General features: G+C 68.2%; 14 protein-coding genes. 7 read left to right on the forward strand and 7 right to left on the reverse strand.

The window, feature by feature from the left end; all coding sequences use genetic code 11:
* The first annotated feature begins 6 nt into the window (after positions 1-6).
* From pcaF to CNE_RS19040, 3 genes are all read left to right on the forward strand, one after another.
* Positions 7-1,209 carry a 3-oxoadipyl-CoA thiolase gene (gene pcaF, locus CNE_RS19030; RefSeq protein WP_013951898.1) on the forward strand — a complete coding sequence of 401 codons (1,203 nt, stop codon included), beginning with the start codon at positions 7-9 and terminating at the stop codon, positions 1,207-1,209.
* A gap of 90 nt (positions 1,210-1,299) precedes the next feature.
* Positions 1,300-2,031, forward strand: a complete 732-nt coding sequence (locus CNE_RS19035) for an SDR family NAD(P)-dependent oxidoreductase (protein ID WP_013951899.1) — start codon at positions 1,300-1,302, stop codon at positions 2,029-2,031.
* A 204-nt stretch (positions 2,032-2,235) separates the two neighbouring features.
* Positions 2,236-3,243: a Bug family tripartite tricarboxylate transporter substrate binding protein gene (locus CNE_RS19040; RefSeq protein WP_013951900.1), complete on the forward strand. Its 1,008-nt coding sequence runs from the start codon at positions 2,236-2,238 to the stop codon at positions 3,241-3,243.
* Positions 3,244-3,343: 100 nt separating this feature from the next.
* Here the strand turns inward: CNE_RS19040 and tcuB are convergent, their stop codons facing one another.
* The 3 genes from tcuB to CNE_RS19055 form a co-directional block, all read right to left on the reverse strand.
* Positions 3,344-4,543: a tricarballylate utilization 4Fe-4S protein TcuB gene (tcuB, locus tag CNE_RS19045; RefSeq protein WP_013951901.1), complete on the reverse strand. Its 1,200-nt coding sequence runs from the start codon at positions 4,541-4,543 to the stop codon at positions 3,344-3,346.
* The gene (tcuA, locus tag CNE_RS19050) at positions 4,530-5,939 is read right to left on the reverse strand and encodes an FAD-dependent tricarballylate dehydrogenase TcuA (RefSeq protein ID WP_013951902.1); all 1,410 of its coding nucleotides are present in this window, start codon (positions 5,937-5,939) and stop codon (positions 4,530-4,532) included. The genes tcuB and tcuA overlap by 14 nt, the downstream gene beginning before the upstream one ends.
* A 111-nt stretch (positions 5,940-6,050) precedes the next feature.
* Positions 6,051-6,977, reverse strand: a complete 927-nt coding sequence (locus CNE_RS19055) for a LysR family transcriptional regulator (protein WP_013951903.1) — start codon at positions 6,975-6,977, stop codon at positions 6,051-6,053.
* Positions 6,978-7,176: 199 nt separating this feature from the next.
* On the opposite strand from CNE_RS19055, the gene CNE_RS19060 reads away from it, so the two are divergent.
* Both CNE_RS19060 and CNE_RS19065 read left to right on the forward strand, forming a co-directional pair.
* Positions 7,177-8,163 (forward strand): Bug family tripartite tricarboxylate transporter substrate binding protein, encoded by a 987-nt coding sequence (locus CNE_RS19060; RefSeq protein WP_013951904.1) that lies wholly within the window; start codon positions 7,177-7,179, stop codon positions 8,161-8,163.
* 152 nt (positions 8,164-8,315) lie between these two features.
* Complete coding sequence (locus CNE_RS19065; protein WP_041228516.1) at positions 8,316-9,494, forward strand: FIST signal transduction protein; 1,179 nt, start codon at positions 8,316-8,318, stop codon at positions 9,492-9,494.
* A 1-nt stretch (position 9,495) separates the two neighbouring features.
* Here the strand turns inward: CNE_RS19065 and CNE_RS19070 are convergent, their stop codons facing one another.
* Both CNE_RS19070 and CNE_RS19075 read right to left on the reverse strand, forming a co-directional pair.
* On the reverse strand, positions 9,496-10,542 hold the full coding sequence (locus CNE_RS19070; protein WP_013951906.1) for a phytoene/squalene synthase family protein: 1,047 nt from the start codon (positions 10,540-10,542) through the stop codon (positions 9,496-9,498).
* A gap of 111 nt (positions 10,543-10,653) precedes the next feature.
* On the reverse strand, positions 10,654-11,310 hold the full coding sequence (locus tag CNE_RS19075; protein WP_013951907.1) for a dienelactone hydrolase family protein: 657 nt from the start codon (positions 11,308-11,310) through the stop codon (positions 10,654-10,656).
* 157 nt (positions 11,311-11,467) lie between these two features.
* Here CNE_RS19075 and CNE_RS19080 point away from each other — a divergent pair, with 157 nt between their 5' ends.
* On the forward strand, positions 11,468-11,953 hold the full coding sequence (locus CNE_RS19080) for a SixA phosphatase family protein (protein WP_013951908.1): 486 nt from the start codon (positions 11,468-11,470) through the stop codon (positions 11,951-11,953).
* A 125-nt stretch (positions 11,954-12,078) separates the two neighbouring features.
* Complete coding sequence (locus tag CNE_RS19085) at positions 12,079-13,005, forward strand: LysR family transcriptional regulator (RefSeq protein ID WP_013951909.1); 927 nt, start codon at positions 12,079-12,081, stop codon at positions 13,003-13,005.
* 3 nt (positions 13,006-13,008) lie between these two features.
* Here the strand turns inward: CNE_RS19085 and CNE_RS19090 are convergent, their stop codons facing one another.
* Complete coding sequence (locus CNE_RS19090; RefSeq protein WP_013951910.1) at positions 13,009-14,592, reverse strand: aldehyde dehydrogenase (NADP(+)); 1,584 nt, start codon at positions 14,590-14,592, stop codon at positions 13,009-13,011.
* Between the two features lie 20 nt (positions 14,593-14,612).
* On the reverse strand, positions 14,613-15,545 hold the full coding sequence (locus CNE_RS19095) for a dihydrodipicolinate synthase family protein (RefSeq protein ID WP_013951911.1): 933 nt from the start codon (positions 15,543-15,545) through the stop codon (positions 14,613-14,615).
* Positions 15,546-15,566 lie beyond the last annotated feature (21 nt).

A 15,566-nucleotide genomic window follows, 5' to 3' on the forward strand; every position in this document is an offset into this window, starting at 1 on the left:
CACACCATGACCGAAGCCTTTATCTGCGACGCCATCCGCACCCCCATCGGCCGCTACGGCGGCAGCCTGTCCGCGGTGCGCCCGGACGACCTCGGCGCGGTGCCGCTGAAGGCGCTGATGGCCCGTAATCCGAACCTGGACTGGAAGGCGATCGATGACGTGATCTACGGCAACGCCAACCAGGCCGGCGAAGACAACCGCAACGTGGCGCGCATGTCGGCGCTGCTGGCTGGCCTGCCGCAAGAGGTGCCGGGTGCGACCCTCAACCGCCTGTGCGGCTCCGGCATGGACGCCACCGGCACCGCCGCGCGCGCCATCAAGGCCGGCGAAGCCACCCTGATGATCGCCGGCGGCGTGGAAAGCATGAGCCGCGCCCCGTTCGTGATGGGCAAGGCCACCAGCGCCTTCTCGCGCGATGCGCAGATCTTCGACACCACCATCGGCTGGCGCTTTATCAACCCGGCCATGCGCGCGGCCTACGGCGTGGACTCGATGCCCGAGACCGCCGAGAACGTCGCCACCGACTACAAGATCAGCCGCGAAGACCAGGACCTGATGGCCCTGCGCAGCCAGGAAAAGGCCTCGCGCGCGCAGGCCGACGGCACGCTGGCGCAGGAAATCACCCCGGTCACCATCGCCCAGAAGAAGGGCGACCCGATCGTGGTCGAGCGCGACGAGCACCCGCGCGCCACCAGCATGGAAGCGCTGGCCAAGCTGCGCGGCGTGGTCCGTCCTGACGGCACCGTGACCGCTGGCAATGCCTCGGGCGTGAACGACGGCGCCTGTGCGCTGCTGCTGGCGAGTGAAGCCGGTATCAAGCAACACGGCCTGACCCCGCGCGCCCGCATCGTCGGCATGGCCACCGCCGGCGTGGCGCCGCGCGTGATGGGCATCGGCCCGGCACCGGCGTCGCAGAAGCTGCTCAAGCAGCTGGGCATGACCATGGACCAGATCGACGTGATCGAGCTGAACGAAGCGTTCGCCGCGCAAGGCCTGGCCGTGCTGCGTGAACTGGGCGTGGCCGACGACGACAAGCGCGTCAACCCGAACGGCGGCGCGATCGCGCTGGGCCACCCGCTGGGCATGAGCGGCGCGCGCCTGGTCACCACCGCGATGTACCAGCTGCACCGCACCGGCGGCCGCTTCGCGCTGTGCACGATGTGCATTGGCGTGGGCCAGGGTATTGCGATGGTGATCGAGCGGGTCTAAGTCAAGCCAGTTGGAAAGCTGAGGGTGTACTCCCTCTCCCGCAAGCGGGAGAGGGAGCGAGTTAGCGGTAGTTCTTGGAGTGAGCAAGAGATGTCCCTTCCCGTAGCCACGCTCGTGACCGGCGGCAGTTCCGGTATCGGCCGCGCCATCTGTGAAATGCTGCTGGCCGATGGCGTGACCCAGGTGGTCAATGTCGACTATGCCGAACCGGCCTGGTCGCACCCGAACATGACTTTCTTCCAGGCCGACCTGACCGATGCCGAGGCGACCCGCGCCGTGGCCGCGCAGGTGACCTCGCGCTTCGCCGTCACGCGCCTGGTGAACAACGCCGGCGCCACGCGCCCCGGCACCGCCGACACCGCCACCGTTGCCGACCTGGACTACGTGACCGGCCTGCACCTGCAAGCCACGCTGCTGCTGACGCAGGCGTGCCTGCCCGCGATGCGCGCCGCCGGTTTTGGCCGCATCGTCAACATGGCCTCGCGCGCCGCGCTGGGCAAGGCCGAGCGCGTGGTGTACTCCGCTACCAAAGCCGGCCTGATCGGCATGACCCGCACGCTGGCGATGGAGCTGGGCGGCGACGGCGTCACCGTCAACGCCGTGGCTCCGGGCCCGATCGCCACCGAGCTGTTCCGCAAGAGCAACCCCGAAGGTGCTGAACAGACCAGGCGCATCCTGGCCAGCATCACCGTTAAGCGCATGGGCACGCCGGAAGACGTTGCGCGTGCCGCGCTGTTCTTCCTGTCGCCCGACAGCGGCTTCGTCACCGGTCAGGTGCTGTACGTGTGCGGCGGCACCACGCTGGGCGTTGCGCCGGTGTAAGCACCGCGCCTCGGCATCCAGCATTTAAGCATTCAACAAGAAGAGACGTTAACCAAGCGTCACGCATGGCGGCCCCTGGCCGGGCCGCCCACCGGATGCGCGCATGTGCGCGCCATCCGTTCGGGAACGGCAATCACGCCATTCAGCACAACCTCCCGCGGTACCCAATCACCGCCGGAACGATATAGCACCGGAGCATTACCGATGAGACAAGATTCCCAGACTTCCACCACGCGCCGCCGCCTGCTTGCCGCTGGCGTGGCGCTGGCCACCACCATCGCCGGCTTTGCCGGTGCGGCCCATGCGCAGGGCGGCTACCCGACCAAGCCGATCACCCTGATCGTGCCGTTCTCGGCCGGCGGCACCACCGACATCCTGGCCCGCATCGTCGGCCTGCAGCTGGGCAAGGCGCTCGGCCAGCCGGTGGTGATCGACAACCGTCCGGGCGCAGGCGGCAACATCGGCGCCTCGCTGGCGGCCAAGGCCCCGGGCGACGGCTACACGCTGTTCATGGGCACCATCGGCACGCACGCGATCAACCAGTCGCTGTACTCCAAGCTGCCGTACGACCCGGTCAAGGACTTCGCGCCGATCACGCGCGTGGCCATGGTGCCGAACCTGGTGGTGGTGAATCCCAAGGTGCCGGTCAACAACGTCAAAGAACTGATCACCTACGTCAAGGCCAACCCGGACAAGCTGTCGTACGGTTCGTCGGGCAGCGGCTCGTCGATGCACCTGTCGGGCGAGCTGTTCAACTCGATGACCGGCCTGCATATCCAGCACATCCCGTATAAGGGCAGCGCCCCGGCCGTGAACGACCTGCTGGGCAACCAGATCGGCCTGATGTTCGACAACATGCCGTCGTCCTACCCGCACGTGAAGGCCGGCAAGCTGCGCGCCATCGCCGTGACCTCGGCCAAGCGATCGCCGGCGCTGCCCAACGTGCCGACCGTGGCCGAATCGGGCGTGCCGGGCTATGAAGCCACCTCGTGGTTTGCGCTGTACGCCACCGGTGGCACGCCGCAGCCCATCGTCGACCGCCTGAACGCCGAAGTGGTGAAGATCCTGGCCATGCCGGAAGTGAAGAAGCAGATGGCCGACCAGGGCGCCGAACCCAACCCGGAAAAGCCGGCCCAGCTGGCCGCGTTCATGAAGTCGGAAACGGCCAAGTGGGCGAAGGTGGTGAAGGCTTCGGGCGCTACGGTGGATTGATTCACATCCTGGCTGCGCCAAAGAAAAGCCGGTTCCCTGTCGGGGACCGGCTTTTTGTTTATGCGTGGGCGGGGACGGCTTGTGCGGGCATGGCTGCCACTCAGTCGCTGCCAAGCTGCAGCTTGTTCTTCTGCCGCTTCTCGATCGCGGCCTTGAGCAGCGCCGCACTGCGATAGATGCCGTGTGCGAACTTGCCATACGGCAGCGTCGCAAACAACGCCATCACCACGCCAAGGTGGACCGCCAGCAGCAGCGGCATCGCCGCCGTGCCGCGCCCGGCCAGCAACCCCAGCCCGGTGGCGCTGGTCAGCAGCAGCAGCGCGATAAAGCCGCGGTCCATCGGCCGCTGCCGGGCATCCCCATGCATCGGGTGCCGGCGCAGGTTCAGCCACATCAAGCCGGCCGGGCCCACCAGCAGGCCCACGCCGCCGGCGGTGCCCAGCAGCACTGGCAGGCTCATGACCGGATAGGGCGCATGCCAGCCCAGCAGATAGTGGTAGCCGGTCGCCACCACTGTCGATGCAAAGCACAGCATGAAGCCGTAGAACGTGAAATGGTGGAAGCGCCGCCGCGCCAGCGTGAAGCGGTCGCTGGCCTCGTTGCAGCCATCGCCGTGGCCGCCATCGAGGTAGGTGAGCGCCAGCACGTTCCGGGCCGCCTCTGCCACGGCGGGTGCCGATGCCGTACCGGCCGACACATCGCGCCAGAATCGGCGCACGCCCAGGCCAAGCGCAAGCACGGCAAAGGCGAACACCCCGCCGAACAGCGCCGCCAGCGTGTTGTGCGGGAATACCGCATAGAAGTTGCCGCGCGCATGCGTCTGCCACAGCGCGCCGCCCAGCGTGGCGGCCAGCACCAGGAACAACGCCAGCCCGAAGGCCAGCGCCACCGACACCGTGAGCCCGTTGCGCTGGTACAGCTTGCCCAGCGGCGCGGGCCATGCATACTCGCTATAGGTTTCCAGCCGCACCTTTGCCATCGCCTGCGGCACATTGACGCCGAAATCATGCGGCGGCGCGTACTGGCAGGCGTGGTAGCAGGCGCCGCAGTTGTGGCACAGGTTGGCCAGGTAGTTGACGTCGGCCTTGCCGAACTCCAGCCGGCGGGTCATGGCCGGGAACACCGCGCAGAAGCCTTCGCAGTAGCGGCAGGCATTGCAGATCTGCATCTGCCGGGCGACTTCGGCCTCATTGTCGGTTAACGGCAGCACGCGGATGATGCGGGATTGCGGCGCGGGCGTGGCAGCGTCCTGCCCGGCCAGTTGCGCGGCCTCGCGTGCCAGGGCCTCAAGCTTCTGCATGGACGGCTCCCGTGTTGATGCCCGCCGCCAATGCAGCCTGCGTGCCCGCGATGCGCCCGAAGGCCGTGCCGATCGACATGCCGACACCGGCGGTGTATCCCTTGCCGAGCACGTTGCCGGCCATCATTTCTCCTGCCACGAACAGATTCCCGCTTGGCTTGCCGCCAAAGTGCACCTGGGCGCAGTCGTTGACCTTGAGCCCCAGGTAAGTGAAGGTGATGCCCGGCCGCAGCGCGTAGCCGTAGAACGGCGCCTGGTCGAGCGGCCTGGCCCAATGCGTCTTGGCCGGTGCCAGGCCTTCGGTGTGGCAGTCGTCCAGCGCGGTATGGTCGAAGGTGCCGACGCGGCACGCCGCGTTGTGGTCCTGCACCGTGCGCACGAACTGCGCTTCCGGCAGCCCCAGCTTGCGTGCGAGTTCGGGCAGCGTGTCGGCCTTCTCGCCGGGAAACACCGGCGGCATGAAGCGGCCGATGGCCTGGCTGTCGATGATCGAATAGCCGATCTGCCCGGGCTGCTGCGCCACCAGCCGGCCCCAGATGGCGTAGCGCTTGGGCCAGAAGTCCTCGCCCTCGTCGTAGAAGCGCACGGCGTCGCAATTGACCACGATGCCCAGCGACACGCAATCGATGCGCGTGCAGATGCCGCCGTCGTACAGCGGCGCGCGCGCGTCGATGGCAACGCAGTGCGATTGCGACGGGTCGCCGATGGTATCGGCGCCGGCGTCGATCATGTGCCGCAGCAGCACGCCCTGGTTGAAGCGCGTGCCGCGGATCAGGAAGTTGTCGGCGGGCCATTCGCCACGTTCGTTCTGGCCCCAGGCTTCGCGCAGCCATTCGCGGTTGGATTCGAAGCCGCCCGCGGCCAGCACGCAGGTGCGCGCCGTGAAGCGCTGGCTGCCGCTGCGCGCGGCGACGAAGCGGTCGCCGTCCAGCTCGATCGTATCCACCGGGGTTTCATAGCGGACCTGCACGCCCATCGCTTCGGCGCTGCGGTAGTACGCGTTGACCAGCGCCTTGCCGCCACCCATGAAGAAGGCGTTGGTGCGCGCCACGTGCAGCGCACCCGACAGCGGCGGCTGGAAGCGCACGCCGTGCCTGCGCATCCACGGCCGGCACGTCGATGACGCGCGGATCACCAGCCGCGCCAGGTTTTCGTCGGTGATGCCGCCGGTGACCTTGAGCAGGTCCTGCCAGTACTCTTCCTCGGGATAGGCATCGACCAGCACGTCTTGCGGCGCGTCGTGCATGCAGCGCAGGTTGCGCGTGTGCTGGGAGTTGCCGCCGCGCCAGGCGCGCGGTGCGGATTCGAGCAGCAGCACCGAGGCCCCGGCTTCGCGCGCCATCAGCGCCGCGCACAGGGCCGCGTTGCCGCCGCCAATTACCAATACGTCGACCATAGGGATTGTCTCCTTGCAGGCGCCATCTTGGCGGGCAAGGCGGGCGGGCGCCAGCAGGGGCGCGGCAAGGGGGCTTCAGTTTTCGTGAAGCCCGGCCAGGGCGACGCGGGCTCAGCGTGGGCGCAACGTGGCGCCGGGCCAGCGCCCCTCGCGCACCAGCGTGGTGGCGACGTCGGCCAGCACCACGCGCGCGGCCAGGCCCGCCGGCGACAGTTCATCGTCGGACAGGCTGACCAGCAGGTTGGGCCGCGTGGCGCCGTCGTCGGTGACCAGTATGCTGCGGTAGGGCGTGCCATGGCTGCGCGCAAGCGCCGCACCCGGCTGGATGGTGGCGCCCAGGCCACCGCGCACGGCATCCATCAGGATCGCCAGCCCGTCGATCTCCGCCACCACCTGGGGCTCGCGCTTCGCCTGGCGAAAGCAGGCGGCGACCAGCGCGCGCAGTCCATGCGAGCCGCTGGGCAGGATCAGCGGCAGCTTGCCCAGTGCCGCCACCGAGGTCTGCTCGCCGCGCGGCATGCCGGCCAGCCCCTCGGCGCCGATCACGAACAGGCGCTCATCAAGCAGCGGCAGCACGCTCCAGCGCTGTGCGGGCTCCTCGCTGAACAGCACCGCCAGGTCGATCTGGCGCGCGCTCAGCATCGTGCCGAGGTAGCCGGACAGGCTCTCCACCATGCGCAGCCGCACGTCGGGGTAGCGCTCGCGCATGGCCTGCATGAAGGGCAGCGCCAGCACCGCGGCGGTGCTGGGCGGCAGGCCCACGCTGACATGGCCCGACAGGCGCGCCTGCCGCGCGGCCAGCGCGGCATCGTCGATATGGCGCAGCGCTAGCTGGGCCTGGCGCCAGAAGGCCAGCCCGGCATCGGTGGCGACCACGCCGGTGGAGGTGCGCTGCAGCAGCCGCGTCGACAGCTCGCTCTCCAGCCGGCTGATCTGCTGGCTCAGCGCGGACGTGACCACGCCCAGCTCCAGCGCCGCCTTGCCCATGCTGCCATGCTCGATCACGCTGACGAAGTAGCGCAGTTGCCTCAGTTCCATGTCGCGTCCCCGTTGCCGCAATTTGCCCGCATGGTAGCGGAAAACCTGCCGCAGTTCACGAATCCTGAAGACCCCTTAACGCCCGCCCGATGGCGCGCTTGCCAGCGGCTGCGTAGAGTCGCACCGGTCAGAAACGGGCGGAAGCAACGCTACGCAGCCGCCATTCCATAACAACATGACTTCCCGCAAAGGAGACTGCATGACAACCGTTTCGCGCATGCGCCGCGCCGTGGTGGCCGGCCTCGCCGGTACCGCTGTGCTGGGCGCGCCCGCCGCGTTCGCCGCGGACAACTGGCCAACCAAGCCGATCACCCTGGTAGTGCCCTTCGCCAGCGGCGGCACCACTGACATCCTCGCCCGCACCATCGGCCAGAAGCTGGGCGAGGCGCTGCAGCAGCCGGTGGTGGTGGACAACCGCCCCGGCGCCGGCGGCACCCTCGGCGCGGCCAACGTGGCGCGCGCGCCGGCCGACGGCTACACCTTCCTGCTGGCCACCGTCGCCCACACCATGGCGCCGGCCATCCACAAAAGCCTGCCCTACGAGTTCACGCGCGACCTCGATCCGGTGGGCCTGGTGGCGCTGACGCCCAATGTTCTGGTGGTCAATCCTGCGATCCCGGTGAAGTCCGTGTCCGACCTGATCGCCTATATCAAGGCGCATCCCGGCAAGGTCAACTACGGCTCGGCCGGCATCGGCAGCACCGAGCACCTGTCCGGCGAGCTGTTTCGCGCGCTGACCGGCACCGACATTGCGCATGTGCCGTATAAGGGCGGCGCGCCGATGATGACCGACCTGATCGCAGGCCAGATCCAAATGGCGATCGAGACCAGCCCGTCGGCGTCGCAACACGTGCGCAGCGGCAAAGTGCGGGCGCTGGCGGTCACCACCGCGAAGCGTTCCGCCGCCTATCCCGGCGTGCCGACGCTGGCGGAAAGCGGCGTCAGGGGCTACGAAGTCACCACGTGGTTCGCGCTGATGGCGCCGCGCGGCACGCCCGCGGCGATCGAGCAGCGTGTCTCGGCGGAGCTGGGCAAGCTGCTGAAGGCGCCGGAGGTGCAGAAGCGGTTTGACGAGCAGGGCGTGACCGCCGGCGACATGACGCCAACGCAGCTTGCTGCCTTTATCCGCGCCGAGACCGACAAGTGGGCCAAGGTCGCGCGGGATTCGGGGGCGAAAGCGGAATAACGGCCTCGCTCACAGGAGCGGCGCTGGCGTTACAGAAGGAGATTGTGCAGGAGCGGCTGCGGCAGCCGACCGGCCGCCAGAACAGGGGCTGAACACCCCTTGCCGGCCAGGGTCCAATGGATGTCGCCAGCCTGAATACGGAGGAACCCACCATGCATGACCTTTCCTTCGTTCACGCTGACGCGGCCCACGTCGAGTGGCAGGTCGCGCTGGCAGACTGCCAGCGCCAGCTGGACACGCAGGATTTCCTGCGCCAGGCGAAGGCAGACAACGCGCCGCCGCTCACGCTCGGCTGGTGCTACCTGAGCGACTACTACGCGCTGGCCGCCGAGGCCATCCTTGCCGCGCTGCAGCAGAACTGGCCCGGCGTGTCCTGGGTCGGCACGGTCGGCCTGGGCGTATCCGCCAGCGGCAAGGAGTATTTCGACGAGCCGGCCATGGTGCTGATGGCGGCGCCTTTTCCGCGCGATGCCTTCCAGCTGTTTTCGGGGCGCCAGCCCTTGCCGTCGGCGTCTTCCGGCTTCGTTCCCCATACCGCGCTGGTGCATGCCGAGGGCAGTACGCCGGATGTGCAGGACCTGTTGCATGAGCTGAGCGCACGCACGGCCACCGGTTACCTGTTCGGCGGCTTGTCGTCGGCCCGCAACCGTACCTTGCATATTGCCGATGGCGTGTTTTCCGGTGGGTTGTCGGGCGTGCTGTTCGGCCCCGAAATCGAACTGGTCTCCCGCGTCACGCAGGGCTGCCAGCCGATCGGGCCGGTGCGCGCCGTGACGCGCAGCGATCACAACCTCCTGTTCGAGCTGGACGGCAAGCCGGCCCTGGATTGCATCCTGCATGACCTGGGCGTCGAGCGCGACGCCCAGGTGGAGACCATGGCGGAGGCGCTGTCCGGAACGCTGGCCGGCTTGAATTCAGCCGCCGACGATGCTCCGGTGCTGCCCGGCAGGTTCGGCTCGGACACGCTGGTGCGCCACCTGATCGGCCTGGACGTGCAGCATCGCATGCTGGCGCTGGCCGACATGGTCGAGCCCGGCATGCGGCTGGCTTTCTGCATGCGCAATGCCGACGCGGCGCGCGCGGACCTGGTGCGCGTCGCCACCGAGATTCGCACAGAGATCGAACGCGGCGGCAGCCGCGCACGTGGCGCGCTCTACATCAGTTGCTCAGGCCGGGGCGGGCCGCATTTCGGCGCGCCGCATGCCGAGTTGCAAACCGTACGCCGCGCGCTTGGCGACCTGCCGCTGGCTGGTTTCTTTGCCGGCGGCGAGATCGCAAGGGATCACCTCTATGGCTATACGGGGGTGCTGACGGTATTCACCGGCCATTGAATCAGCGAATGACAGCATCGATGTTGCGCATCTGGCGCGCAAACCAGATGCGCAACAGGCTGTTCGACGGCACCATCGGCAGCGAACACGCAATGATCCGATATACCTTGCTGCGCTGCAGCCGGGATGTCTTTGCCGGGTCCAGCCAGTCGTCGTTGCGCACCAGGAGCAGCAGGGTCTCCATGCCGATAAGGACGGGCCACAGGCAAGCCAGCCGCAGCCGGATAAAGTGCGGGGGAATGGCAAGCGTGTAGGCCATCGCCTCGTGAAAGTGGTCCAGCGTGTCGTGCACGAGTTCGAGCATCAAGGCCCGCGCGCGCAGCGAGGCGTCCGGGAGCAGGAGATCCTGCGGGCTCAAGCCATGCTGGTGCAGCATCGTCGCCGGAAGATAGCAGCGCCCGATGCGCAGGTCCTTGCCGCAGTCCCGCAGGACATTGGTCATCTGCAAGGCCTTCCCGAAGCGGACCCCGCGGCGCAGCATGGCGTCGGGCACGCGGATTGCGCCGGGCACATGGGCGGCAGTCATGCTGGTCCAGAATTCGCCGACGCATCCGGCGACCAGGTACGTGTAACGGTCAAGCGCTTCCGGTTCGCCAAGCGCGACGATGCGGCCGGCGTGTTCATCGGGGAACGTTCGCAGGTCGAATTCCATGCCCTCGGTCAGGGTCGACACGATCTGCCGTACCGCTTGCTGGTCGTCCGGCTCCAGCTGCGCCAGCAGCGCCAGCGCGGGGCCCAGTGACTGGAGCAGGATGCGCTCATCCGACTGTTCCTGCCGGCCTGCCACCTCGGTTGCGATGCTGTCGGCCAGCGCTGAGTCTGCTGTGGCACCGTTGACCTGGTCGCGCAACGACAACAGCAGCGTCAGCCGCCGTTGTGGCGGGATCAGCGAGGTATCGGCAATCGTGTCGGCGGCGCGCGCCAGCAGATAGGCCAGGCCGACCGGATCGCGCATATGGACAGGCAGCACGCGCAGCGTCAGATAGAACGAACGCGAGACGCCTTTGAGCAGCGGACCGAGGAGGAACGCCCGGCTGGGGTCGCGCATGGCTGGTGTCCTGTTCCCTGAGAGGTTTGCGAAAGTGACATTGCCCGGGTGGCCGTCAGGCCGGGCCCGGGCATTGTACCTTCGGCGCCAGGGGCAGGTTGCAGGCCCTGGTCAGGGCGAGTCTTTGCCGAGATAACGCTCGAACCACTGCGCCGCCAGGCGAGCGACCGATTCCAGCGCGCCGGGCTCCTCGAACAAATGGGAAGCGCCGGGCACGATCACCAGCTTCTTGGTGCATGTCAGCTGGGCATAGGCCGACTCATTGCGTTCCAGCACGCTCAGATCCAGCCCGCCGATGATCAGCATGGTGGGCGCAAGCAGCTTGGCAAGGGCGTCGGGGCCCGCCAGGTCGACCCGGCCCCCGCGCGAAACGACGGCGTGTATTGGGATGGGCGACTGGCACGCGGCACGGATCGACGCGGCGCCACCAACGCTGGCGCCGAAGTAGCCGAACCGCTGTGGCACGGCTTGCTGCCGCGCCACCCAGCTGGTCGCCTGCGCCAGCCGTGTCGCCAGGAGCTCGACGTCGAAGCGGATGGCCTGCACCTGGTCTTCCTCGGGCAGGAGCAGGTCCATCAGCAGCGTTGCCATGCCGCAGCGATTGAGCTCCGCGGCCACATATCGATTGCGCGGGCTAAGCCGGGAACTGCCCGTGCCGTGCGCAAACAATACCAATGCGACTGCGCCAGGTGGCAACGTGAGTATGCCTTGCAGGTCCACGCCGCCGGCGGGGATCACAACCTCGATGGCTTCTGAATTGCTCCGCATGGCGCAGTCCTCCGACAGGTGGTGCGTTGACGTGCATCGCGTTGCAATCGCGCCCATCCAAGTCCACTATAGGGCGGGCGTGGCGGCGAGGCCAGTCGCCGTGTGCAGGTCTCCTGACGCGCGCAATCGACATCATTCCTTTGGATCAGGAGGAAACATGAAGACCCTGTTTCTCGTCCGGCATGCCAAGTCAAGTAAAGATGATCCCTCCTTGCCCGACCGTGAGCGCCCCCTGAATGACCGGGGCCGGCAAGACGCCCCGGAAATGGGCAAGCGCCTGGCCGAGCGCAAGCTGAAGCCCGACCTGCTCCTGTCGAGTCCGGCCCTGCGTGCGCTGACGACAGCGCAACTGATCGCCGACGAGCTCGGCTATGCACGCAAGGACATCGCGCTCGATGACCAGCTGTACGCCACCAGCGCGGAGGAGTTGCTGGCCGTCGTTCGTGCGCTCGACAAGAAGCTCGATTGCGTGATGCTGTTCGGTCACAACCCCGAGTTCACCGACTTCGCGCATCGCTTGTCGGACGAGATTACCGACATGCCGACCTGCGCCGTCGCCAGATTCAGCTTCGACACAAAGGCGTGGGAGGATGTCGGCGAAATCACCCCCTCGAAAGTCACGCTGGAATCGCCGAAGGAGTAATCCGATGCCGGCCGCCGTCGGCGTGACAGTGATATATCCGGCTTGACCATACGGGGCGAAGCGATAAGAATTTGTGATCGCAGGCGAAAGCCTGCCCTCACGCTTCTCTACGCTTCGTCCCACCCATGATCCCACCCGTCAGCACCCTCCACGGCCGCCTGAAAATGCAGCACCTGCGCCTGCTGCTGGCGGTGGAGGAGCGCGGTTCGCTGCGCCAGGCCGCCGAGGCGCTGACGCTGACGCAGCCCGCGGTCAGCAAGATGCTGCAGGACATGGAAGACCTGCTCGGCGTGCCGCTGTTCGAGCGCCATGCGCGCGGGCTGCGGGCCACGCGCTTCGGGCTGGCGGCCACGCGCTATGCCCGGCTGGTGTTTGCCGACATGGGCGGGCTGCGCGATGAACTGGTGGCGCTGGAGTCCGGCAAGATCGGGCGCGTGCGGGTCGGGGCGGTGATGGCGCCCACGCCGGGGCTGCTTGCCGATGTGATCCGGCGGCTCAATCGCGATCATCCGCGGCTGGAAGTGGCGGTGCACGTGGAGACCAGCGATGTGCTGATGCCGCAGCTTGAGCGCGACCAGCTCGATATCGTGCTGGGGCGCGTGCCGGATGGCTGGGACAGCAGCGGGCTGGAATTCGAGCAGCTGGGCGACGAGGGCCTGGCCATCGTGGTCGGGCCGCAGCACCCGCTGGCGCGGCGCCGCAAGCTGTCGTTCGAGGAACTGACGGGCTACCCGTGGATCATGCAGCCGCGCCCCAGCCCGATGCGCGCGCTGATCGACCGCTCGTTCGAGGATGCCGGCGTGCCGGCGCCGCCGTCGACCATCGAGACGGCGGCGGTGCTGATGACCACGTCATTGCTGGCGGACAGCGAACTGATTGCGGTGCTGCCGGAGTCGGTCGCCGCCTACTACGGCCGGCTTGGCGCGCTGGCGGTACTGCCGCTGCCCCTGCCGCGCAAGCTCGGGCCCTATGGCATCGTCACGCGGCGGGGCCGCCCGCCGACGGCATCGATGAGCCTGCTGATCGATGCGTTGCGGGCGTTGTCGAGGTGAGCCTCAGCCGGGCATGCCTTGCAGCTTGCCGTCGAGGCGCCACGCGTGGCGTTGCGGGCTGTCCGGGCGCAGCGATGCGGGCAGCAGGCCGGGCGGCATGTCCTGGTAGCTGACCGGGCGCAGGAAGCGCGCGATGGCCAGGCTGCCGACCGAGGTGCTGCGGCCGTCGGACGTAGCCGGCCAGGGTCCGCCATGCACCATCGCATGCCCGACCTCCACGCCCGTGCCGAAGCCATTGACCAGGATGCGTCCCGCCAGGCGCTCCAGCGCTGGCAGCAAGGTGCGGGCGGCGTCGTGGTCGGCATCGTCGATATGGAGGGCGGCGGTCAGCTGCCCCTCCAGGGCGTCGATGACGCGCCGCATCTCGGTGAGGTCGCGGCAGCGCACCACCAGCGAGGCGGCGCCGAAGACTTCGTGGCGCAGCGCTTCGTCGGCCAGGAAGGCACCGGCGTCGGTGGCGAACAGCGCGGCCTGTCCCTGCGCAGCCGATCCCGCCGCGCCACGCGCAACGGTCTGCACTTGCGCATGGCTGGCGAGCGTATCGACGCCGGCGCAATAGGCTCGATGGATGCCGGGCGTCAGCATGGTCGCAGCCGGCAGCACACCCAGCCGCGCAGCCGCGGCATGCAGGAAGCGATCCAGGTCATCCCCCGCAACCGCCAGCACCAGGCCAGGGTTGGTGCAGAACTGCCCCGCGCCCAGCGTCAGGGAATCAGCGAACGCCGTGCCGATGGCTTCGGCGCGATTGGCCAGTGCGTGCGGGAACAGCAACACCGGGTTGATGCTGCTCATCTCGGCAAACACGGGGATCGGCTCGGACCGTGCGGCCGCGATCGCCATCAGCGCCATGCCGCCGGCGCGTGAGCCGGTGAAGCCGACGGCCTTGATGCGCGGGTCGGCCACTAGCCCTTGCCCGACCTTCAGCCCGGCATCGAACAGCAGCGAGAAAGTGCCTTCGGGCAGGTCCATGTCGTCAACGGCCTTGCGGATGGCGCGGCCGACCAGCTCCGATGTGCCGGGGTGCGCCGGATGTGCCTTGACGACGACCGGGCAACCCGCGGCCAGGGCCGAGGCGGTATCGCCGCCGGCCACCGAGAACGCCAGCGGGAAGTTGCTGGCGCCGAATACCGCCACCGGCCCCAGCGGGATATGGCGCAGGCGCAGGTCGACGCGCGGCAGCGGCTTGCGTTCAGGTTGCGCGGGGTCGACGCGCAGTTCAAGGAAGTCGCCCTGGCGCAGCAGGCTTGCGAACATGCGCAACTGCCCCACGGTGCGGCCGCGCTCGCCTTCGATGCGGGCGCGCGGCAGGCCGGATTCGCTGGTGCAGCGTTCGATCAGGGCATCGCCCAGCGCCAGGATATTGGCGGCGATGGCCTCGAGGAAATCGGCGCGCCGCTCGGGCGCGGTCTCACGGTAGGCGTCGAATGCCTGCCACGCCAGTGCGCAGGCCCGGTCGAGCTGCGCAGCCGTGGCGCCGCCGAATGCCGGTTCGAGGGTGGCACCGGTGGCCGCGTCGATGGCGCGGATGGTGCCGTTGCCGCCGCGTTCCGCGCGGCGGCCGATCAGGAGTTCGCCTGAGAGAGTCATGCCTTGTCCTTTCAATGAGATCAGCGGGCCCAGCGCAGCACCAGCGGATCGAGCCGGCGTGCAATCTTCAGCAGCCCTTCGCGGGTGGCCGGGTGCATCGGCTGCAGCGGATGGCGCACCGCGTCCGATGCGATCACGCCGCCTGCCTGCATCAGCACCTTGCTGGTGGCCAGCCAGCCTTGCCGGTTCTCGTAGTTGATCAGCGGCAGCCACTGCTGGTAGCGCTGCGCGGCCAGTTCGGCGTCGCCGGCCTGCCAGGCATCGAGGATCTGGCGGATGCCGTCGGGGAAACCCGCGCCGGTCATGGCGCCGGTGGCGCCCGCTTCCAGGTCGGCCATCAGCGTGATGGCCTCTTCGCCGTCCCAGGGGCCGACGATGGCGTCGCCACCCAGTTCGATCAGCTCGCGCAGCTTGGCCGCGGCCTGCGGCACTTCGATCTTGAAGTACGACACATTGCCGATCTCGCGCGCCATGCGCGCCAGGAACGGCGCGCTCAGGATGGTGCCGCTGACCGGCGCGTCCTGGATCATGATGGGAATGTCGATGGCATCCGAGACCGTGGCGAAGAACTCGTAAATGCTGCGCTCAGGCACGCGGATGGTGGCGCCGTGGTAGGGCGGCATCACCATCACCATGGCAGCGCCCGCGTCCTGCGCCGCGCGGCTGCGCTCGGCGCACAGGCGCGAGCTGAAATGCGTGGTGGTGACGATCACCGGCACGCGGCCGTCCACGTGTTCCAGCACGGTCTTCATCAGCACGTTGCGCTCGTCGTCGCTCAGCACGAACTGCTCGGAGAAGTTAGCCAGGATGCAGATGCCGTGCGAACCCGCATCGATCATGAAGTCGATGCAGCGGCGCTGGCCGTCGAGGTCGAGGCCGCCTTGGGCGTCGAAGATGGTGGGCGCTACCGGGAATACGCCGCGGTAGACGTTGGGGGATGGGGTGCGGGTCATGGTCTCCTCCGGCTGCTTATG

Origin of the sequence: Cupriavidus necator N-1, from assembly GCF_000219215.1 — a bacterium.
Taxonomy (GTDB): Bacteria; Pseudomonadota; Gammaproteobacteria; order Burkholderiales; family Burkholderiaceae; genus Cupriavidus; species Cupriavidus necator.